General features: G+C 35.0%; 27 protein-coding genes and 1 other annotated feature. Of the genes, 1 reads left to right on the forward strand and 26 read right to left on the reverse strand.

Annotation, left to right across the window (positions count from 1 at the left end):
* The first annotated feature begins 30 nt into the window (after positions 1-30).
* Entirely contained in the window at positions 31-774 is a 744-nt protein-coding gene (locus BM077_RS03565; RefSeq protein WP_089748302.1) for a CPBP family intramembrane glutamic endopeptidase, read from the forward strand.
* Here the strand turns inward: BM077_RS03565 and BM077_RS03570 are convergent.
* The 26 genes from BM077_RS03570 to rpsH form a co-directional block, all read right to left on the reverse strand.
* Positions 737-1969, reverse strand: a complete 1233-nt coding sequence (locus BM077_RS03570; protein WP_089748301.1) for an aminotransferase-like domain-containing protein — start codon at positions 1967-1969, stop codon at positions 737-739. The two genes, BM077_RS03565 and BM077_RS03570, sit on opposite strands and share 38 nt — an antisense overlap.
* 68 nt (positions 1970-2037) lie before the next feature.
* Positions 2038-2274, reverse strand: a binding site (T-box leader).
* A gap of 69 nt (positions 2275-2343) precedes the next feature.
* Entirely contained in the window at positions 2344-3342 is a 999-nt protein-coding gene (amrS, locus tag BM077_RS03575; protein WP_089748300.1) for an AmmeMemoRadiSam system radical SAM enzyme, read from the reverse strand.
* Entirely contained in the window at positions 3335-4747 is a 1413-nt protein-coding gene (gene amrA / locus BM077_RS03580) for an AmmeMemoRadiSam system protein A (protein WP_089748299.1), read from the reverse strand. Before amrA ends, amrS begins: the two co-directional genes overlap by 8 nt.
* Positions 4748-4779: 32 nt before the next feature.
* Positions 4780-5664, reverse strand: a complete 885-nt coding sequence (gene rocF, locus BM077_RS03585) for an arginase (protein ID WP_089748298.1) — start codon at positions 5662-5664, stop codon at positions 4780-4782.
* 12 nt (positions 5665-5676) lie between these two features.
* Positions 5677-6753, reverse strand: a complete 1077-nt coding sequence (locus BM077_RS03590; protein ID WP_089748297.1) for an alanine/ornithine racemase family PLP-dependent enzyme — start codon at positions 6751-6753, stop codon at positions 5677-5679.
* Positions 6754-7096: 343 nt separating this feature from the next.
* Positions 7097-7489: a 30S ribosomal protein S9 gene (gene rpsI, locus BM077_RS03595; protein ID WP_089748296.1), complete on the reverse strand. Its 393-nt coding sequence runs from the start codon at positions 7487-7489 to the stop codon at positions 7097-7099.
* 31 nt (positions 7490-7520) lie between these two features.
* On the reverse strand, positions 7521-7949 hold the full coding sequence (rplM, locus tag BM077_RS03600) for a 50S ribosomal protein L13 (protein ID WP_089748295.1): 429 nt from the start codon (positions 7947-7949) through the stop codon (positions 7521-7523).
* Positions 7950-8087: 138 nt separating this feature from the next.
* Entirely contained in the window at positions 8088-8822 is a 735-nt protein-coding gene (gene truA / locus BM077_RS03605) for a tRNA pseudouridine(38-40) synthase TruA (protein WP_089748294.1), read from the reverse strand.
* A 30-nt stretch (positions 8823-8852) separates the two neighbouring features.
* Positions 8853-9647, reverse strand: coding sequence for an energy-coupling factor transporter transmembrane component T family protein (locus BM077_RS03610; protein ID WP_089748293.1), 795 nt, complete (start codon positions 9645-9647; stop codon positions 8853-8855).
* Positions 9648-9651: 4 nt separating this feature from the next.
* Positions 9652-10494 carry an energy-coupling factor transporter ATPase gene (locus BM077_RS03615; RefSeq protein ID WP_089748292.1) on the reverse strand — a complete coding sequence of 281 codons (843 nt, stop codon included), beginning with the start codon at positions 10492-10494 and terminating at the stop codon, positions 9652-9654.
* A complete protein-coding gene (locus tag BM077_RS03620; protein ID WP_089748291.1) occupies positions 10479-11309 on the reverse strand; it encodes an energy-coupling factor transporter ATPase in 831 nt (276 codons plus the stop codon). Before BM077_RS03620 ends, BM077_RS03615 begins: the two co-directional genes overlap by 16 nt.
* 157 nt (positions 11310-11466) lie before the next feature.
* Positions 11467-11808 carry a 50S ribosomal protein L17 gene (rplQ, locus tag BM077_RS03625; protein WP_089748290.1) on the reverse strand — a complete coding sequence of 114 codons (342 nt, stop codon included), beginning with the start codon at positions 11806-11808 and terminating at the stop codon, positions 11467-11469.
* 38 nt (positions 11809-11846) lie between these two features.
* Complete coding sequence (locus BM077_RS03630) at positions 11847-12788, reverse strand: DNA-directed RNA polymerase subunit alpha (RefSeq protein ID WP_089748289.1); 942 nt, start codon at positions 12786-12788, stop codon at positions 11847-11849.
* Between the two features lie 131 nt (positions 12789-12919).
* Positions 12920-13546, reverse strand: coding sequence for a 30S ribosomal protein S4 (gene rpsD / locus BM077_RS03635; RefSeq protein WP_089748288.1), 627 nt, complete (start codon positions 13544-13546; stop codon positions 12920-12922).
* Positions 13547-13582: 36 nt separating this feature from the next.
* On the reverse strand, positions 13583-13963 hold the full coding sequence (gene rpsK / locus BM077_RS03640; protein ID WP_089748287.1) for a 30S ribosomal protein S11: 381 nt from the start codon (positions 13961-13963) through the stop codon (positions 13583-13585).
* A 44-nt stretch (positions 13964-14007) separates the two neighbouring features.
* Positions 14008-14376: a 30S ribosomal protein S13 gene (rpsM, locus tag BM077_RS03645; protein ID WP_089748286.1), complete on the reverse strand. Its 369-nt coding sequence runs from the start codon at positions 14374-14376 to the stop codon at positions 14008-14010.
* Between the two features lie 41 nt (positions 14377-14417).
* The gene (gene rpmJ / locus BM077_RS03650; RefSeq protein WP_089748285.1) at positions 14418-14531 is read right to left on the reverse strand and encodes a 50S ribosomal protein L36; all 114 of its coding nucleotides are present in this window, start codon (positions 14529-14531) and stop codon (positions 14418-14420) included.
* A 62-nt stretch (positions 14532-14593) separates the two neighbouring features.
* Positions 14594-14812 carry a translation initiation factor IF-1 gene (infA, locus tag BM077_RS03655; protein WP_089748284.1) on the reverse strand — a complete coding sequence of 73 codons (219 nt, stop codon included), beginning with the start codon at positions 14810-14812 and terminating at the stop codon, positions 14594-14596.
* Positions 14813-14898: 86 nt separating this feature from the next.
* Positions 14899-15645, reverse strand: a complete 747-nt coding sequence (gene map / locus BM077_RS03660; RefSeq protein WP_089748283.1) for a type I methionyl aminopeptidase — start codon at positions 15643-15645, stop codon at positions 14899-14901.
* A complete protein-coding gene (locus BM077_RS03665) occupies positions 15645-16286 on the reverse strand; it encodes an adenylate kinase (RefSeq protein WP_089748282.1) in 642 nt (213 codons plus the stop codon). The genes map and BM077_RS03665 overlap by 1 nt, the downstream gene beginning before the upstream one ends.
* Before the next feature lie 35 nt (positions 16287-16321).
* Positions 16322-17581 carry a preprotein translocase subunit SecY gene (gene secY / locus BM077_RS03670; protein ID WP_089748281.1) on the reverse strand — a complete coding sequence of 420 codons (1260 nt, stop codon included), beginning with the start codon at positions 17579-17581 and terminating at the stop codon, positions 16322-16324.
* A complete protein-coding gene (gene rplO, locus BM077_RS03675) occupies positions 17581-18024 on the reverse strand; it encodes a 50S ribosomal protein L15 (protein ID WP_089748280.1) in 444 nt (147 codons plus the stop codon). Before rplO ends, secY begins: the two co-directional genes overlap by 1 nt.
* A 59-nt stretch (positions 18025-18083) precedes the next feature.
* Complete coding sequence (rpsE, locus tag BM077_RS03680; protein WP_089748279.1) at positions 18084-18587, reverse strand: 30S ribosomal protein S5; 504 nt, start codon at positions 18585-18587, stop codon at positions 18084-18086.
* Positions 18588-18605: 18 nt separating this feature from the next.
* Complete coding sequence (gene rplR, locus BM077_RS03685) at positions 18606-18956, reverse strand: 50S ribosomal protein L18 (RefSeq protein WP_089748278.1); 351 nt, start codon at positions 18954-18956, stop codon at positions 18606-18608.
* A gap of 47 nt (positions 18957-19003) precedes the next feature.
* Entirely contained in the window at positions 19004-19537 is a 534-nt protein-coding gene (gene rplF / locus BM077_RS03690) for a 50S ribosomal protein L6 (protein WP_089748277.1), read from the reverse strand.
* 28 nt (positions 19538-19565) lie between these two features.
* Entirely contained in the window at positions 19566-19961 is a 396-nt protein-coding gene (gene rpsH, locus BM077_RS03695; protein ID WP_089748276.1) for a 30S ribosomal protein S8, read from the reverse strand.
* Positions 19962-19967 lie beyond the last annotated feature (6 nt).

Genomic DNA, 19967 nt, shown 5'->3' on the forward strand with positions numbered 1-19967 from the left:
ATTTAATAAAAAAGAAATAAGGGGATTAATATGAAGAATAAACAGCTCAAAAAACTAATTAAAGGCAAAAAAAAGAAGTATACTTGGAAGACTAAAGAGATAATAATGCTTCAACTACTTTGGTATCTAGGACCATTGCTTATCTCCTTAGCTAAAGATTATAATCTTCCAAATATACCTGAATTTGAATCTTTCTTTTACTATTCATTCTTATTAGTTATTAAATTATTAATAATTACCTACCTGGTATATACTTTATTATTTAAACATAATCTTTCTTTGAGCAAGATAGGTCTTGCTTTAGATAATTATACTAAAGATTTAAAATTAGGACTTAAAGTTAGTTATCCTTTACCAATTTTAACGATCTTACTTATTAATCTTCAACATCAACATCTTACTTTTGATACTACATTTCAACCTTTAGTAAGAATTACTTCAATAGATGAATTAACAAGTAGTATCCTTTACTTTATTATTCTAAGTCTATTATCGATAATTCCTGCTTTAGCAACTGAGCTATTCTACCGTATTATTATTTATAATTACTTTAAAGAAAGAATCGGCATTATCTTTGGTACTTTAGCTAGCAGTCTCTATTATGCATTAAGCCTGTTAGAATTTAACTTTGGCTTCTTACTACATTATTTCATAATTGGAATTATTGCTGTCTACCTTTATGAGCGAAATAATAGCCTAATCTCATCAATCATTTGGCAAAGTTTCTATCAAGCTACTAGCATCCTATACATTTTTGGTTTCCAGATCTTTTAGCTATTTCACCTTTAATAATCTTACCTAATCTATAGATTCCTTCTTCTATTTCATCTATATCTGGTTGGCTAAATGATAATCTGAAGGCATTATGCCCTTTACCATTAACTTGAAATGCACTCCCGACTACAAAGGCTACATTCTCTTCAATCGCCTTTAATAAGATCTCTTTAGTATTTAAAAATCCGGGTAATTCGACCCAAGTATAGAAGCCTCCTTCTGGCTCCGTCCAGGTTGCTTCTTGAGGAAAATATTTAGTTAAAGATTCTAATGTCACATCCCTCTTCTTACGATAAAAGTCTCTTAACTTATTAATCTGTTGATCAATGATACCTGCTTCTCCACAAGCAGTAATCAACCGTTGTCCAATTGAATTAGTACATAAGTCTGTTGCTTGCTTAGCTAAAATCATCTTCTGAATTATCTCTTCGTGCGCTACTATCCAGCCAATTCTAACCCCTGGAATAAATATTTTAGAAAATGACCCTAAATAGATTACTCTTCCCTCCCGGTCAAAGTTTTTAATAGCAGGCTGTTCGATACCCTCATATCTTAATTTGCTATACGGATCATCCTCAAGAATTAAAAATTCATATTCCTCAGCCAATTTCACTAACTTCTTTCGCCGTTCAGTAGCTATCGTCAAACCAGTAGGATTATTAAAGTCAGCAACTAAATAGATAAATTTTGGAGTCTCACCTTCACAAGCTAATCTTTCTAACTCTTCCTCTAAAAGATCTATTCTAATCCCTTCTTCATCTACCCCAACACTAATTATATCTCCTTGATAATTATTAATCGCTCCCAACCCTCCTACATAACTAGGAGCTTCTGTTAATACTTTATCTCTTGGGTCAACAAAGACTTTACTTACTAAGTCTAAACCTTGCTGTGAACCACTAGTAACTAATATATTCTCAATGCCAACTTTGATTCCTCTCTGAGCCATAAATTTGACTATATACTTCCTTAAATCTTCTTGTCCTTCTGTCGGGCTATACTGCAGCATTCCTTCTTCTGACTCTGCTAATAATCTACTACTCATCTTCTCTACTGCTGCAGTCGGCAAGCATTCCTTATTAGGAAAACCACCGGCAAATGAAATCACCTCCGGTCGCTCTGTTAGTTCGAAGAACTCTCTAATTTCTGAACCTTTCATCTTCTGTGCATTCTTAGAAAAATAGTTTTCAAACATACTAAACTCCTCCCTTCTCAATTTTTATTTAATCATTTTTAAAATAAAAAAAGCCCTCGTCTCTAAAATATAGAGACGAGAGCATAGATTACCCGCGGTACCACTCTAGTTATCAAGAATTATAAAAAAGTAATTCTTAACCCCTTATAACTATAACGTAGTTATAACGTCAAGGTCTACTACTATTTCGACCTCACCACTCCCGGGTGGCAGAATGAATTATTCCTAACTAGAGTTCCTTTCAGCCTATCGAGAACCCCTCTCTAAAAGTTAGCCCTAACTCTTAGCCCGTTCTTTGTGTTTAAATTATTAACTTTTTCTTGCTTTGATAATATTATATGCAAATTTTTAAAGAATGTCAAGAATTTTTATTTTTAATTCCAAATATTAATCTTCACTCCACATTCAGGACATAAATCTTCATCTAAATTTAATTTAACTTTTGACCAATCTCTTTCTATTAATAATTCCCCACATTGATAACAATATGTATTCCTATATTTACTATCCTGTACATTACCTAAGTAAACAAAGTTCAACTTCTCTTCAGCTAGCTCTTTAGCTTTAAGCAAAGTTTCTATCGGAGTTATTTCTATCTCTAATTCATATTTGGGAAAGTAACGGGAAAAATGCAATGGAATATTAGGCTCAATTTCTGCTAACCATCTTACTAAATCTTCTATTTCTTCTTTCGAGTCATTCAAACCTGGAATTAATAAGGTTGTTACTTCTACTAAAGCTTCTTTATTAGCTAATCTAATTGTTTTTTTAACCGGTTCTAAATATCCTTGACATATATTACGGTAAAATTTTTCAGTAAAAGCTTTTAAGTCTATATTGAAACCATCAATATAAGGTAGCAGCTCATTAAAAGGCTTAGAATTAATTACTCCATTAGTTACTAACACATTCTTCATTCCTGCTTCCTTTACTAATTTAGCTGTCTCCAATAAATATTCAAACCAAATAATCGGTTCTGAATAAGTATATGCAACTCCAATTACGTCATGTTTTTTAGCCGCTGCTACTATCTGTTCAGGAGTTAGAAAGTTAGTTTTAGCCTGATGATCATGAGCAATATGATGATTCTGGCAGAATTTGCAACTTAAATTACAACCTACTGTACCTATAGATAATATATCAGTATCTGGATAAAAATGAAAGAGTGGTTTCTTTTCAATAGGATCAATCGCCATCGCACTAGCCTGACCATAGATTTTAGTAATCAATTTACCATTCAGATTTTCTCTCGCTCCACATACTCCCGTCTGCTCTTCATTCAATTTGCAGTTATGAGGACACAAGTTACACTCTACTCTACCTTCAGATATCTTTTCGTACCATTTAGCCTCTTTAATTTTAGCCTCACTCATACCGCGTAACCCTAAACCTCATCAACTCTACATCCTCTTCATCTATCGGTATTCCTGCTTTTCTTTTAGCAATCTCTAGCTGCTTATCAACAGTATCTACTCCATCGAGTCTAGGTAGTAATAATCCGCTTTTCTGTCCTTTGCGAACTATCACCCCATACTTGCGAGGGTCTAATTCTTTTGGTGACTCAATCGACTCTGGTTCTTCTAAAATATCGACTGAATAAGTTAATTCTTCTAATTCATTTAAGTTAACAGCTGGAAAACGAGGATCTTTAAATCCAGCACTATAGGCATTTCTAATTATCTCTGCAGCTACATTCTCTTCGACTGGCTCAATAGTTCCAATACAGCCTCTTAGCTGTCCATACTTCTTTATTGAGACAAAGACGCCGGCTTCCTTCTTCATTTCATCTGTTAATTCATCTGGCACTGAAATTAACTCTTTATTTAATGCATACTGCTCTACCGCCTTGCGAGCTAATCGAACCAAATCACTTTCTTCTTTACGCTGTTCCGCTAATTTCTCCTGACGGTCAGCTAGCAACCCATCTAATTTCTTCCGTTCTTCGTCAGAACCATCGATCTCATAAGTAATTACACCATAACCTACCCCAAACGGTCCTTCATAAGATAATAACTCTGGTTTAACAGCTAATCCATCAATAGCCCCTAACATAATCATAATTGGTCTTAATCCACATTCTCCAGCCTTTTCAATCAAATTTCTGTCTAATGCAAAAATATCTTCTATTCTATCTTCTGCTAATGCCTGTACTAACTTCTGATCAAACTCCTTAGCTTGTGGGTTAAATCCAGCTGGAGCCTCAGGAGTTAAACGATGTGAAAGATCACCACTAGCAATAATTGCTACACGATAGCCTAATTTCATAGCTGCTAATTGGACTATCTTTCCAAACTTATATAGATCCTCATATGGTAGCATCCCCATGGTAACTGGTACTAAAGGTAGATCAGTAATGCCCGCTTCTTCTAAGTAATAGAGAGGAACTAAAACACCATGGTCTAACTTCGGATTAATCTCAAGTTTATGAGCACTACTTTGATCAATTCTGGCTACTGTTATATCTTCTGCTTTATTTACTCTAACCAATTCTTTAATAATATCTTCCTGCAAGTCATAGCTTAATTCTATCTCAGGAAATCCAAACTGACCAAAATCACCATGTAATTTAGGAGTATTCAATATGCTAATCGCATCAGAAAATACCGGACCATGTGGACTAATAGTAATAATTAGATCAGGTTCTGCCTTCTTGACTCTTTTAGCAAACTCCCTCATGCTCTTTTGTGTCTCTTCAACTTGCCTTAAATCATCTCTCCCTATTTCTGGTATCAACATCGGTGGATGAGGACTTAATCCTGCAAAAACAATTCCACTCATGAAATCCAACTCCTTTCATCGTTATATTTATCTTATAGTATTTGCTTTCCTAAAGCTGATAGGATTAAATCAACTCCTACTTTAGCAGTTCGATTCCGTTCATCTAAGATAGGATTTACTTCTACTAAATCCATAGAAATCAAAGTCCCAGCATCAGCTATCATCTCCATAGCTAAATGGGCCTCGCGATAATTTAGACCCCCAGGCACTGCCGTTCCTACTCCAGGTGCCGTTAAAGGATCTAACACATCAATATCAAAACTAACATGTACCCCCTCCTTATCACAAGAAGCTATCTCTATCGCTTCCTTCATTACCTGCTCTATTCCTAATCTATCTATATCACTTATTGTATATATATTTATATCTGTCTCTTTTAATCTCCTACTCTCACTAGCATCTAAATCTCTAACTCCAATTAAAGCAATATTTTCTTCATCTATTCCGTAATCATCCTCTAAAATAGATATTAATTCATCAGGACCTTCGCCATTAATTACTGCTAAAGACATGCCATGAATATTTCCGGTCTGACTTGTACCAGGAGTATTAAAATCAGCATGAGCATCGAACCAAATTAATCCTACATCTTGATTAACACTTTTTAAGCCTTTAAAAGTCCCAATAGTAATGCTATGATCCCCGCCTAGAATTAATGGTAAGTAATCCAGATCTAAACTTCTTTTTACTTTCTTAGCTAAAATACTGCAAGTATCTCTAATTGCTAAGATATAATTCTCTCTTTCTTTATTATGTCTAATAATTGGAACTTCCACATCACCATAATCCTTAACTCCAATTTTTAACTCCTTAATTTGTGGTATTAAGTCGGCATATCTAATAGCACTTGGTCCCATATCAACACCGCGACGATTTGCTCCTAAATCCATCGGCACACCAATAACTGCTACTTTCAAATAGTCCCCTCCTTACACAAGCGAATAACTATTATCCACATATGGCGAAGTTGTTGCTCTCAATAAAGAACTATAATCAACTTTAAACTCTAGTATATCTCCTACCTTTAATTTCTCTTTTACATCTGTAATATCAATGATTAAATGATCACTGCTGCCCCCTTCAATTTCAACTCCAGTTAGACAAGGAGTTAAACCATTCGGAGAGATATCTTGTCTACCAATAGCTAGAATAGCTCTTTCTCGTATTCCATCTTTCTTTAACTTTAATTCTTCTCCAAATGCATTAGGACCTTGAGGCACATCTGGTAGTGCTCCCTTCTCATTTAACTCTACTATCTCTGCCCCTAAAATGAAAGTATCACTATGTAAACTAGGTAGGGTACCTCCCTCAACCAAATTACTTCCTAATAATATACTTTCCCCAATTCTAAGTTGATTTACTCTTTGTGGCACTCCAGAAGTATGTAATAATGGTAAAGAGCTGCTATTCCCTGCTGAAATAATCTGTAAGTTGTTCTCTAGAACTGATTCGGCTTCTTCTACTAATCTTATAAAGTGATTCATATTCTCTGCTGTTGGCAAAACCCCTCCGAAACATGCTAAATTAGTACCTAATCCTACTATTTTTATATTTGAACAATTTGCTTTAATCCTTCCAACTACTTTTTTGACCTCTTTAGGTAAGATTCCTTCTCTTCTATCACCTAAATCAACCATTAGAATAATTTTATGGGTCTTTCCTCTTGACCTTGCCTCTTTATTTAAAGCTTCAATTACTTCTAATTGAGAATTTAAACTAATGTCTACATAGTTAATGACTCTTTCTATTTCACTTAACATGGGAATCCTCAATAGAACCAATGGTAGCTTAAAGCCATAACTGTTTAACTTTTTAATATTTTCTATTCTTGAATCCGCTAAACCTTTTACCCCTCCACGTACCATAGCTTGGGCTATCTGTGGGTCACCACAAACCCCCTTAGTCACTCCAAAAATTTTAATGCCATGCTTTGCTGCTAAACTAACAATTTTTCTAGTGTTTTTAACTATTTTATCTAGTTTTATCTCTAAATATGGTGTCTTCATCATTTATTCTCCCCAATACATCTTTCTTCTAAAAAATATAACAATATTTCCGCGGAAATATTTATTAAATTCTATTATTAGCGTCAATATTCTAATATATTCTTATGCAAGTAAATTTTATAATTAGATTTCATGTACGCTAACTTAATACATGTTTTCTTAGTTAACTATTATTGATATGATTTTTAAGGATTTGAACTTTCTCAACCTTATCCTTAACCTCAGCCTGAAATTACGTTTTTTATTAATAAAGATATATTTTCAGACTCTAACCTGTCAGAATTTAATTTAAACAAAAGAAAGAGGAAGAGTATATATACCCTTCCTTGCCATGAAAAATTGATTATCTTTTTGAGAATTGACCAGACTTTCTTGCTTTCTTACGTCCATACTTCTTACGTTCTTTCATTCTTGGGTCTCGAGTTAAAAGACCTGCTTTCTTTAATGGAGTTCGATAGTTCTGTTCAACATCTAATAGAGCACGAGCAATACCATGAGAAATTGCTCCGGCCTGACCTGACACTCCACCACCTTCTACAGTAACTACTATATTGAATTCTCCAACAGTCTCAGTTACGTCTAAAGGCTGTAAAGCTTCTTTTTCTAAAGTTTTACGACCAAAATAATCATCTATAGGTCGGTCATTAACAATAACCTGTCCGTTACCCGGTTGTAATCTTACTCTAGCTATTGCATGCTTTCTTCTTCCAGTTCCTAAATACTCAACTTCTGCCATAATAATCCTCCTCCCATTAATATATTTCCGCTTAAATGTCTAATTCTTCTGGTTGTTGAGCAGCATGAGGATGCTCTGCACCAGCATAGACTTTTAATTTCTTAAAAATCTTACGTCCTAATTTATTCTTAGGTAACATTCCTTTAACCGCTAATTCAATTACTTTCTCTGGCTTTTTAGCTAATAATTCATTATAGCTAATAGAATTTAGTCCACCTGGATATTCAGAATGCTTATGATACATCTTCTGCTCTAACTTTTTACCTGTTAGCTTAACTTTTTCAGCATTGATGACTATTACATAATCTCCTGTATCCACATTTGGAGTATAAATTGGCTTATGCTTTCCACGTAGCACTGTTGCAATTTCAGTAGCCATTCTACCTAGAGTTTTACCTTCAGCATCAACTACAAACCAATTTCTTTCTATATCTTCTGGTTTTGCCATATAAGTACTCATCTAATTTCCCTCCTTATAACAAAATCATATCGTCACAATAAAATAATATATATAAAGTAGGTCCGGGGCAATTTTGAATAAAATTAATAAGTCTCACGAATTAATTTTATTATAATAATTGTAAACTGTCAAGGAATTTTAATATTTAACTCTAATTAATCTTAACCCACAACCAGGAGCCGTCGAACCAGCTTGAGTTCTATCCTTAAGTTTTAATATTTTAGGGACTTCTTTTATATCTAATTTACCAAGTCCTACTTCGATTAAAGTTCCCGCCATAATTCTAACCATATTATATAAAAAAGCAGTTCCCTCTACGCTAAGTATGATCTTATTACCTAACTGCTTAACTGTAAAACTCTCTATCTTTCTAACTGGTGTCTTAGCACTACAACCAGAAGCACGAAAGGAAGTAAAATCATGTTCTCCCACCAAATATTCTGCAGCTTTCTGCATAGCAGTGAAGTCTAATTCTTTTTTAATATGGTAACTATAATTTCTTTCAAAGGCTGAGGGCGTCTCTTGATTCAATATATGATATTCATAGACCTTCCCTTTGGCAGAATGACGAGCATGAAATTCAGCATCAGTCTTGCTTACTTCTTTGATTACAATATCATCAGGTAATGAGTTATTCCAAGCATAACTAAATCTTTCAATTGGAATCGGTGATTTAGTTTGAAAATTAACAACTTGTCCTTCCGCATGTACACCACTATCAGTTCTACTAGCACCAATTACTTTTATCTGCGTCTTTGTTAATTTCAATAAACTTTCTTCTAATACTTCTTGAACTGCTAGTGCATTATTCTGCCGTTGAAAACCATGATAATTAGTCCCATCATATTCAACAATCGCTTTTAAGTAACGCATTTACTACACCTCAAAACATTTCTTCCAAAATCAAATCAATATCGCAACAAATATTAAGAAAATAGCAGTTGCTCCTCCTATTAGATAGTCTGCTCTAGATAAATGCAATTCATTCATTCTAGTTCGACCTTCTCCACCACGATAGCACCTAGCTTCCATTGCTAAAGCTAAATCATCAGCACGACGAAAAGCACTGACAAAGAGCGGTACTAATAAAGGAATCAAACTTTTAGCCTTTTGAATCAAATTCCCGCTTTCAAAGTCTGCCCCTCGTGCTTTCTGCGCTTTTAAGATCTTTTCGGACTCTTCTAATAGAGTAGGGATAAACCTTAATGCAATCGTCATCATCATTGCTAATTCATGAGCCGGAACGCCAAATCTTTTAAATGGATTCAGTAGCTTTTCTAACCCATCAGTTAACTCTAAAGGCGAAGTAGTTAAGGTTAATAACGAAGTAAAAGTAATTAAAAAGATCAATCTTGCAGCCATAAAGAGACCTAAGTTTAGACCTTTCTCTTCAATACTTAAAAATTTCCATTCCCAAATTACTTCTCCACCCTTAGTTAAAAACAAGTGAATAATTAAGGTTAAACTAATAATGAATAGTAAGGGTTTCAAACTCTTTAGAATATACTTGAACTCAATTTTTGCTATAAGAGTACTAATTATGATAAAACCACCTAATACTGCATAACCTAAGAGAGTCTTACTAATAAATAGAACAATAATAAATAGAATCACTAATAAGATCTTAATCCGGGGGTCTAAACTATGAACTATAGAATCTCGGTCAAGATATTGACCTAGCATAATATCATTTAACATAACCCTAACTCCTTAATACTTTAATAATTTCATCTTTTGCTGATAAAATATCAAATATATTTGTATTTAAATCATAACCTTTTTCTTTCAAATTGACTAATACTTCAGTTATTTCTGGAACACCTAGACCTAATTGCTGCAATTGATGATACTTAGATGTTAATTCAGTAGGAGATTCATTGAAAACCAACTGCCCCTCACTCAAAACTAAAATTCTATCAGCTAATTGAAAGACTTCTTCCATTCGATGGGATACTAAGATAATAGTTAAATTAAATTCTTCTTTAAACTTAATTATCTCTTCCATCAATTCAATCCTAGTTCTAGGGTCTAAGCCAGCAGTAGGTTCATCTAAAATCAAGACCTTAGGTCGCATAGCTAAGACACCAGCAATTGCCACTCGCCGTTGCTGCCCACCACTTAACTTAAATGGTGAACGATCTTTAAACTCTTCATATTCAAGATTTACAGATTTTAAAGAGTCCTTAACTCGGTCTTCTATAGTCTCTTCTGATAAACCTAAATTTTTAGGCCCAAAAGCCACATCCTGGTAAACCGTTTCTTCAAATAACTGATGTTCTGGGTATTGAAAAACTAAACCTACTTGTTGTCTAACCTTCTTCAAATCAACATCTTTCCCAGTAATATCTTCTCCAGACAGAAAGACTTGTCCTGAAATCGGTTTAATTAAACCATTCAAAATCTGTACTAAAGTTGACTTTCCAGAGCCAGTATGGCCAATTAAACTAATAAATTCATTCTTATTAATCGAAAAATTTATGTCGTTTAGGACTGACTCTCCCATATCATCATATTGATGCGTAACACTCTCTACTTTAATGAGCATATTGCTTCCACCAACCTATTTACCGTAAAAATATCAGAATCTATATCTAGACCAGAATTTTGAAGATGATAAGCTAATTCAGTCACCTGGGGAACATCTAAAGACAGTTCTTTAATCTCATCAACCTTTGTAAAGACATCCTTAGGACTACCTGATAAGACTATTTCTCCCTCTTCAAAGACTAAGATTCGGTCTGCATTAACTACTTCATTCATAAAATGAGTAATATAAACTACACTTAATCCTTCATTTTTATTAAGGTCTTCAACAGTCTTAATAACTTCTTTTCTACCGACTGGATCTAACATAGCAGTAGGCTCATCAAAGACTAAACAGTCCGGACGCATAGCAATAATTCCAGCAATAGCTACCCGCTGCTTCTGCCCACCAGATAACTTATGAGGGGCATGACGAGCAAAATCTTTCATCCCAACCAAAGCTAAAGCTTCTTTAACTCTAGCTTTGATCTCTTCCGAAGGTAAACCTAAATTTTCTGGTCCAAAAGCTACATCTTCTTCTACAATATTAGCTACTAATTGATTATCAGGACTCTGAAAAACCATACCAACTTGCTGCCTAATCTGCCATAATTCTTCTTGACTAGTAGTAGAGAGTCCTCCTACCTTAACTTCGCCTTTAGATGGTAATAAAAGACCGTTTAGTAGTTTAGCTAAAGTCGACTTTCCCGAGCCATTATGACCAACGATAGCTACGAATTCACCAGGTTCTATATTTAAATCAATATCTTTTAGAACAAAATCTTCTTCTCCATTATAGCTATAGCTAACATCATTTAATTCAATTAATGGTTTCATCTGCTTATCCACCTTTATTTCATACAAAAAACAGCCATACAGAAGAGAAATATATTACGGCCGAAATATGTAGGGCTTCGGCCGTAGTTAATGTAGACTCCAATTGAAAATTTTATATATTATGGCTGTTTATCGTCCGCAATATTAAATTATCTATTTACTCTACTAATTCTAAAATTGCCATTGGTGCTCCATCACCACGACGCGCTCCTAACTTTAATATTCTAGTATAACCACCTTGGCGTTCAGCAAAACGCGGAGCAATCTCTGTAAATAATTTAGTTACTGCTTCTTTATCGTTTAATTTCTGCATCACCTTTTTACGCGCATTACGATTATCATTCTTAGCAGTAGTAATCAGTTTTTCAGAAAAACGTTGAGCTTCTTTAGCTTTAGGCTCTGTAGTCTCGATTCGTTCGTTCTTAAAAAGAGAAATGGCTAAACTATTCATTAAAGACTTACGACTAGAGCTATTTCTACTTAATTTTCTCTGGGCCACAGTTTCATCCCTCCCTCATTTACTTATATCTCAAATACCTACAGTTCAGGCTTGTTTAAGGAAAGTTCTAATTCATCTAATTTATCTCTAATTTCCTGTAAAGATTTCTTTCCTAAATTTCTAACCTTCATTAAATCATCTTCAGTCTTCTCCGTTAACTCTTCAACTGTATTAATTCCTGCTCTTTTTAAACAGTTAGAAGAACGTACTGATAAGTCTAACTCTTCAATTGTTGTCTCTAAAATCTTATCTTTTTCTTCTTCTTCTTTTTCTACCATGATATCAACTTCAGTAATCTCTTCGGTTAAATTAATAAATAAATCAAGATGCTCTGCTAATACCTTAGCGGCCAAACTAATAGCTTCTTCAGGGGTTAAACTTCCATCAGTATTAACCTCTAAAATCAATTTATCGAAATCAGTTACTTGACCTACTCTTGTATCCTCCGCTTCAAAGTTTACTCGCTTAATAGGTGAGAATGCAGAATCTATAGGAATAACTCCAATAACATTCTCTTCACCTTCATTTTCCTCAGCAGAAACATAACCTCTACCTTTCTCAATAGTTACTTCCATACTTAATTCTGCTTCATCATTTAAAGTCGCAATATGGAGATCTGGATTCAATATTTCTACGTTGCCACTAACGGTAAATTGCTCAGCAGTAACCTTACCTTCACCCTCTGCTTCAATTCTTAATACTTCAGGTTCTTCAGAATCCATATTAACCACTAATTCTTTTAAATTCAAAATAATATCAGTCACATCTTCTACTACTCCAGGAATAGTAGAAAATTCATGCTTAACACCTTCTATTTTAACTGAAGTAACTGCTACTCCAGGTAATGAAGATAACATAATCCTACGTAATGCATTACCTAAAGTAATACCATATCCTCTCTCTAATGGAGTAATAGTAAACTTACCATAAGTATCATCTGACTCTACTCTTTCAATTTTAGGCTTTTCAAATTCAATCATTATTTATTAAACCCTCCCTTTGCAGTGCAAGAAAATTTTCTCAACTTTACTTGAGGGTACTTACTTAAAAGTCTCCTTAAAATAAAAGTAGCTAGTGGTTCATCGAAGAACCACAAACTAATTTATTTTATTTATCTAGAATAGAATTCAACAATTAATTGCTCGCGAACCGGAGTATCAATATCTTCTCTTTCCGGCATACTTAATACTTTACCTGTCTTCTGCTCTAAACTAACCTCTAACCATTCTGGAACAGCTTTTTGAGCAGTAACTTCAACAACCTCTTTCATTCTAGTCATATCTTTACTAGAATCTTTAACCTCAATTTCATCTCCTTCTTCTACCAAATAAGAAGGAATGTCAACTCTCTTTCCATTAACTAAAAAATGTCCATGACGAACTAGTTGTCTAGCTTCATTACGAGAAACAGCAAATCCTAACCTATAAACTACGTTATCTAATCTTCTCTCTAAAATTCTTAAGAAGTTTTCACCAGTAATTCCTGGTTCATTATCTGCCATTCCAAAATACTTTCTAAACTGCTTCTCTAACACACCATAAATCCTTCTAACTTTCTGCTTTTCTCTTAACTGTACACCAAACTCTGATAATTTCTGTCTTCCCTGTCCGTGTTCGCCAGGAGCATATGAACGACGTTCAACAGCACATTTATCTGAATAACATCTTTCACCTTTAAGGAATAATTTTTCACCTTCTCGGCGACACTGACGACAAACAGCTCCAGTATATCTTGCCATTTTATAATCACACCTCCAAATTACTTTATTATTTAATTATACTCGACGACGTTTAGGTGGTCGACAACCATTATGCGGAATAGGAGTTACATCCTGAATAGAAGTAATCTCTAATCCAGCAGCCTGTAATGACCTAATTGCCGCTTCTCTACCAGCACCTGGTCCCTTAACATAGACTTCAATCTCTTTTAAACCATGTTCCATAGCTTCTTTAGCAGCTGAATCCGCCGCCATCTGTGCAGCATATGGAGTACTCTTTCTTGTTCCTTCAAAACCTAAATTACCAGCACTAGACCAAGCAATAACATTACCCTGCTGGTCAGCCAAAGTAACAATTGTATTATTAAAAGTAGAGCGAATATGCGCTTGCCCTTTTGTTACATGCTTCTTCTTCTTCTTTCTCTTTCTCCGTGCCATCAATTTCCCTCCTTATAATTATAGTGCTTTCTCTCCGATTAAGATTATCCTCTATTAACACCAACCGTCTTCTTAGGTCCTTTACGAGTTCGGGCATTAGTCTTAGTTCTTTGTCCTCTAACCGGTAATCCTCTTCTATGTCTTAATCCTCGGTAAGAACCGATATCTTTCAAACGCTTAATATCACCACGAACTTCCCGACGTAGTTCACCTTCAACTGTATAATTTTCATCAATAGCATTTCTTAACTTAGCAACTTCTTCCTCAGTTAAATCCCTAACCTTAGTATCAGGATCAACCCCTGTCATTTCTAAGATCTCTTGAGAAGTAGAACGACCAATACCAAGTATATAAGTTAAACCAACCTCAACTCTCTTATCTCTTGGCAAGTCAACACCTTCAATTCGAGCCATGCTTTACACCTCCATTTTTTCATAATAATATAAGTCTATAATTAACCTTGTCTTTGCTTATGCTTAGGGTTTTCACAAATTACAAATACTTTACCTTTTCTCCGAACCACCTTACATTTATCACAAATAGGCTTTACTGACGGCCGAACTTTCATTATCTTACCCTCCTCTTTTCAACCTATTACAATGACTATCTAATGGCTAATAACCATAATTACTATTTATGTCGATAAGTAATCCGACCTCTACTCAAATCATATGGCGATAACTCCACTGTAACTTTATCACCTGGCAGAATTCGAATATAATTCATTCTCATTTTACCAGACACATGCGCTAAAACCTTATGACCATTCTCTAACTCCACACGAAACTTAGCATTCGGTAACGGTTCAACCACAGTACCTTCTACTTCAATCGGGTCTTCCTTTCCCATTAGGTGATTTCAACCTCCTTAAAGAATTTAATATCTATTCAAACCTCAATTTAACATTATATCATAAATGCCAATTAATATGCAATTTAAATCTTAGTCAAAATTTGTGGGCCTGACTCTGTGATAGCAACTGTATGCTCAAAGTGAGCCGACAACTCACGGTCTTTAGTTACAACAGTCCAACCATCATCTAAAGTTTCAACTCGATAATCACCAACATTAACCATTGGTTCTATAGCTAGGGTCATCCCCGATTTTAAAATCGGTCCATTCCCTGGAGCACCAAAGTTAGGAAGTTGTGGGGCTTCGTGCATCTTACTTCCAATCCCGTGCCCTACAAAGTTTCTAACTACAGAAAACCCTGCTGCCTCTACATGACTTTGTACAGCATGTGAAATATCTGATAACCTGTTCCCCTCCACTGCTGCTTCAATGCCTGCAAGCAAAGATTCTTTAGTTACTCTCATTAATCTTTGAGCTTCATCAGAGACTTCACCTACAGCTAAAGTCTGAGCAGCATCTCCGTAGTAACCACTCTTTATTGCTCCGATATCTAAACCAATGATCTCACCAGATTTCAATCGTCTTGAATCAGGAATCCCATGTACAACCTGTTCATTAATAGCCACACAGACTGTACTAGGGAATCCTTGGTATCCTTTAAAAGCAGGCTTAGCATCATGCTTCAAAATGAACTCTTCGGCCATTCTATCTATCTCTTCAGTAGTAATCCCTGGTGTAACCTCTTCAGCTAAATAAGCATGAGTTTCAGCAACTATTCGTCCCGCATCACGCATTAAAGCTAATTCTCGTTCTGACTTGCGAATAATCATTATCCCACCGCCTGCTTAATATTCCCGAATACCTCATCTAACCCAGCTTCCCCATTAACATTCTTTAATAGTCCTGCTTCTTGATAATAATTAATTAATGGTTCCGTCTTTTCTTTATATACTTTTAATCTTTCTTTAATCGTTTCTGGTTGATCATCTTCTCGTTGATAAAGGTCACCTTCACATTTATCACAAACTCCATCCTCTTGCGGAGGATTAAAGTCAACATGATAACTTGCTCCACAATCACTACAAATTCTTCGCCCTGATAACCTTTTAATAACTTCTTCATCACTAACTTTAATATTTAAAACAGCATTTAATTCAATATTTAATTCTTTCAGGATCTCTGCTAAGGCATCTGCTTGAGCAATAGTTCTTGGAAATCCATCTAAAATAAAACCTTCTTGACAATCACCCTTAGATAATCTTTCTCTAACTATTCCAATTGTTACTTCATCGGGAACTAATTTTCCTTGGTCAATATATTCTTTTGCTTTTTTACCTAAAGGAGTTTTATTCTTAATTGCACTTCTAAATATATCTCCGGTAGCAATATGTGGTACTCCATACTCTTCAACTAAATTAGCAGCTTGTGTACCTTTACCTGCTCCCGGTGGTCCTACTAAAATCAAATGCACCTAAATCACTCCTCTAAAAATAATCGCCTAATCTATTAATCCATAAAACCTTGGTAATGACGTTGTAGTAAGTGAGTCTCTATCTGTTTCATCGTCTCTAAAGCTACACCAACTACAATCAGTAGTGCCGTTCCTCCAAATCTAACTTGAATACCGGTTAAAGGCATTACAAAATTAGGTAGAACAGCAATTGCCGCTAAGAATAATGCTCCGGCTAAAGTAATTCTTGTTAAAATTCTATCTAAATATTCTGCTGTTGGCTTACCTGGTCTTCTACCTGGAACGAAACCACCATGCTTCTTAATATTATCAGCAACTTCTCGTGGATTAAATGTAATTGCTGTATAAAAATATGTGAAAAAGATGATGGCTAAAGCATAAATAGTTGTATATAAGACAGATCCAGGACTTAACATATCTGCTAATGTCTGTGCCCAACCGTAAGGCAGAATCTTAGCAATCGTAGCTGGAAATAATAATACTGATGAAGCAAAGATAACTGGAATTACACCGGCTTGATTAATCTTCATCGGAATATGAGTACTTTGACCGCCATATACCTTACGCCCAACCACTCGCTTCGAATACTGCACAGGAATCTTTCGCTGTCCCTGCTGAATATAAATTATCCCTGCCACAATAACTACAGCAATTATTAGGAAGAATAATACTTGGAAGACATTAATCGTTCCTACTTGTACTTTACGGATAATACCTAAAGTAGCTGCTGGCATTCGAGACATAATTGAAGCAAAAATGATGATTGATATTCCATTACCGATTCCTTTATCCGTAATCTGCTCACCTAACCACATTAAGAAAGCTGTTCCAGCAGTCAAAGTAATAACAATTGTAAAGAGGTTAAAAAAGTTAGGATTAGCAATAGCTCCTAAATTTTTAATCCAAAGCGTTATTCCAAAACCCTGAATTAAACCCAAGACTACTGTTCCATATCTAGTATACTGAGCAATAATCTTCTGCCCTTCTTGACCTTGTTTAGATAACTCCTCTAACTTAGGAATAACTACAGTCAATAATTGCATAATAATTGAGGAAGTAATATAAGGGTTAATACTCATAGCAAAGATTGTAAACCTACTTAATGCTCCACCAGAAAACATATCTAAAAACCCTAATAGACCTCCACCTTGAAAAATTTCACTTAATTTCGCTGGGTCAACCCCAGGAACTGGAATATGTGCCCCAATTCGATATACAGCAATCATGCCTAAAATAAAGAATATCTTTTGACGTAACTCCTTAACCTTTAAAGAGTTACTTAAAGCCGATAACATTATTCAATCACCTCTGCTTTTCCGCCAGCATCTTCAATCTTCTCTACTGCGGACTTAGTAAAACCATCTGCTTTCACCGTTAATGATACATCTAAGTCACCATCACCAAGAATTTTAACACCGTCTTTTACCTGCTTTACCAATCCAGCTTCAGCTAATAATTCAGGAGTAACTTCCGTTCCTTCATCAAACTTATTTAAACTCTTAACATTAACCTCTGCATACTCTTTCTTAAACTTATTCGTAAATCCTCGTTTAGGAAAACGTCTAAATAAAGGAGTTTGACCACCTTCGAACCCTGGTCTTACGCCACCACCGCTACGAGCATTTTGTCCTTTGTGACCTCGTCCAGAAGTTTTGCCATGACCAGAACCTATACCACGTCCTACTCGCTTACGTTTCTTTTTTGCTCCTTCAGCTGGCTGCAAATCATGAAGTTTCATCAACTTCACCTCCTTTGATTTTTTAAATATTCTTATTAATATTTATGATAACTAAGAATCTATCCTAATAGTTCTTCCACAGTTTTACCTCTTAATTTAGCAACTTCTTCAACGTCTTTTAGCTCTTTTAAACCTTGCATAGTAGCATTAACCATATTTAATGGATTATCACTACCTAAAGATTTAGTTAAAATGTCTTTAATTCCCGCTAACTCTAATACCGCACGTACAGGACCACCAGCAATTACTCCAGTACCTTCAGAAGCTGGCTTTAATAGTACTCTTCCCGCACAGAACACTCCAGTAACTTCATGAGGAATAGTTGTATCCTTTAAAGGTATTTTAATTAGCTCTTTCTTAGCAGCATCTATCCCTTTACGAATAGAAGCAGGTACTTCGTTAGCTTTACCGATTCCAGCTCCAACATGGCCATTCCCGTCACCTACAACTACTAAAGAACTAAAACTAAAACGTCTACCACCTTTAACAACCTTAGAAACACGGTTAATATTAACAACTCTTTCATCTAGTTCTAACTCATTTGGATCAATGTTGTTATTCACTATTTTCCCTCCTTCTCTTTAAAATTCTAAACCATTCTCTCTAGCTGCTTCTGCTAAAGCTTTAATTCTACCGTGATATTTATCCCCACCACGATCGAAAACAACCTTCTCTATACCTTTATCAATTGCTCGTTTAGCAACTAATTTTCCTACTTCTTGCGCTGCATCTACATTGCCACCGTTATCAATTTTATCTTTAATTTCAGCATCAAGAGTAGAAGCGGCAACTAATGTCTCACTAGTTAAATCATCAATAACTTGCGCATAAATATGCTTTAAGCTACGATAAACATTTAAGCGTGGTCGATCTGGAGTTCCACTAATCTTATTTCGAATTCTTTGATGACGCTTCTTTCTTGCTTTACTCATCACAAAGTCACTCCTTCCTCTAACTATAGTCCATAGCCTTAATGCTATTAACCAGTCTTACCTTCTTTTCGTCTAATATATTCATCAACGTATTTAATTCCTTTACCATTATACGGTTCTGGTTCACGAACAGATCTAATATTAGCAGCAACCTCTCCTACTTTCTGTTTATCTGTACCACTAACTATAATCTTATCGTTACCTTCTACATCTAATTCAATACCTTCACCAGGTTCAATTACTACTGGATGTGAGTAACCTACCTGTAGTTCTAGGTTATTACCTTGTTTTTTTGCTCTATATCCAACACCATTTAATTCTAATTCCTTCTTAAACCCTTTAGTTACACCTTCAATCATATTAATAATTAAACTCCTGCTTAAACCGTGAGTAGCTTTATCATCACGAGAATCTGTAGATCTAGTAATCACAAGAGTATTATCTTCAATTTTAATATCTAAACGGTCATTAACCTTATGAGATAATTCTCCTTTAGGACCTTTAACCTTTACTACGCTATCTTTAACTGTAACTTCTACCTTTTCAGGAATTTCAACTGGTAAATGTCCAACTCGAGACATTATATAACACCTCCTATTCTAATTCAAACTACCATACATAACAAACAACTTCGCCACCGATTCCTTTTTCACGAGCTACTTTATCAGTTACTACTCCTTGTGAAGTTGAAATAATAGCAACACCTAAACCACCTAATACCTTTGGAACTTCATCTTTAGAAGCATATACTCTCAATCCTGGCTTGCTAATTCGCTTTAAACCAGTAATAACTTTTTCACCATTACTATACTTCAAGTATAACCTCAATTTTCCTTGCGCATTATCGTCAATACGCTTATACTCTTTAATAAACCCCTCATCTTGTAAAATTCGTGCTATCTCTTCTTTAATGTTAGATGCTGGGATATCAACTTTATCCTTATTAGCTAAATTTGCATTTCTAGTACGAGTTAACATATCTGCAACCGGATCAGTCATAGACATAAAAAC

Origin of the sequence: Candidatus Frackibacter sp. WG13 (assembly GCF_900114655.1) — a bacterium.
Taxonomy (GTDB): Bacteria; Bacillota; Halanaerobiia; order Halobacteroidales; family Acetohalobiaceae; genus Frackibacter.

Bases quoted from the DNA above. Each gene is read 5' to 3' on its own strand.
- rpsK (WP_089748287.1), bottom strand. From the start codon at position 13,963: ATGGCACGGAGAAAGAGAAAGAAGAAGAAGAAGCATGTAACAAAAGGG.
- rplR (WP_089748278.1), bottom strand. From the start codon at position 18,956: ATGAGTAAAGCAAGAAAGAAGCGTCATCAAAGAATTCGAAATAAGATT.
- BM077_RS03610 (WP_089748293.1), bottom strand. From the start codon at position 9,647: ATGTTAAATGATATTATGCTAGGTCAATATCTTGACCGAGATTCTATA.
- rpsH (WP_089748276.1), bottom strand. From the start codon at position 19,961: ATGTCTATGACTGATCCGGTTGCAGATATGTTAACTCGTACTAGAAAT.
- rplM (WP_089748295.1), bottom strand. From the start codon at position 7,949: ATGAGTACTTATATGGCAAAACCAGAAGATATAGAAAGAAATTGGTTT.
- infA (WP_089748284.1), bottom strand. From the start codon at position 14,812: ATGGGAAAGGAAGACCCGATTGAAGTAGAAGGTACTGTGGTTGAACCG.
- rpsI (WP_089748296.1), bottom strand. From the start codon at position 7,489: ATGGCAGAAGTTGAGTATTTAGGAACTGGAAGAAGAAAGCATGCAATA.
- rplO (WP_089748280.1), bottom strand. From the start codon at position 18,024: ATGAAACTTCATGATTTGCAGCCAGCTGAAGGAGCAAAAAAGAAACGT.
- amrA (WP_089748299.1), bottom strand. From the start codon at position 4,747: ATGAGTGGAATTGTTTTTGCAGGATTAAGTCCTCATCCACCGATGTTG.
- BM077_RS03570 (WP_089748301.1), bottom strand. From the start codon at position 1,969: ATGTTTGAAAACTATTTTTCTAAGAATGCACAGAAGATGAAAGGTTCA.
- rpsM (WP_089748286.1), bottom strand. From the start codon at position 14,376: ATGGCTCGAATTGAAGGTGTTGACTTGCCAAGAGATAAGAGAGTTGAG.
- rpsD (WP_089748288.1), bottom strand. From the start codon at position 13,546: ATGGCAAGATATACTGGAGCTGTTTGTCGTCAGTGTCGCCGAGAAGGT.
- BM077_RS03590 (WP_089748297.1), bottom strand. From the start codon at position 6,753: ATGAAGACACCATATTTAGAGATAAAACTAGATAAAATAGTTAAAAAC.
- BM077_RS03565 (WP_089748302.1), top strand. From the start codon at position 31: ATGAAGAATAAACAGCTCAAAAAACTAATTAAAGGCAAAAAAAAGAAG.
- BM077_RS03615 (WP_089748292.1), bottom strand. From the start codon at position 10,494: ATGCTCATTAAAGTAGAGAGTGTTACGCATCAATATGATGATATGGGA.
- BM077_RS03620 (WP_089748291.1), bottom strand. From the start codon at position 11,309: ATGAAACCATTAATTGAATTAAATGATGTTAGCTATAGCTATAATGGA.
- rplF (WP_089748277.1), bottom strand. From the start codon at position 19,537: ATGTCTCGAGTTGGACATTTACCAGTTGAAATTCCTGAAAAGGTAGAA.
- map (WP_089748283.1), bottom strand. From the start codon at position 15,645: ATGATTATTCGCAAGTCAGAACGAGAATTAGCTTTAATGCGTGATGCG.
- BM077_RS03630 (WP_089748289.1), bottom strand. From the start codon at position 12,788: ATGATTGAATTTGAAAAGCCTAAAATTGAAAGAGTAGAGTCAGATGAT.
- rpmJ (WP_089748285.1), bottom strand. From the start codon at position 14,531: ATGAAAGTTCGGCCGTCAGTAAAGCCTATTTGTGATAAATGTAAGGTG.
- secY (WP_089748281.1), bottom strand. From the start codon at position 17,581: ATGTTATCGGCTTTAAGTAACTCTTTAAAGGTTAAGGAGTTACGTCAA.
- amrS (WP_089748300.1), bottom strand. From the start codon at position 3,342: ATGAGTGAGGCTAAAATTAAAGAGGCTAAATGGTACGAAAAGATATCT.
- truA (WP_089748294.1), bottom strand. From the start codon at position 8,822: ATGCGTTACTTAAAAGCGATTGTTGAATATGATGGGACTAATTATCAT.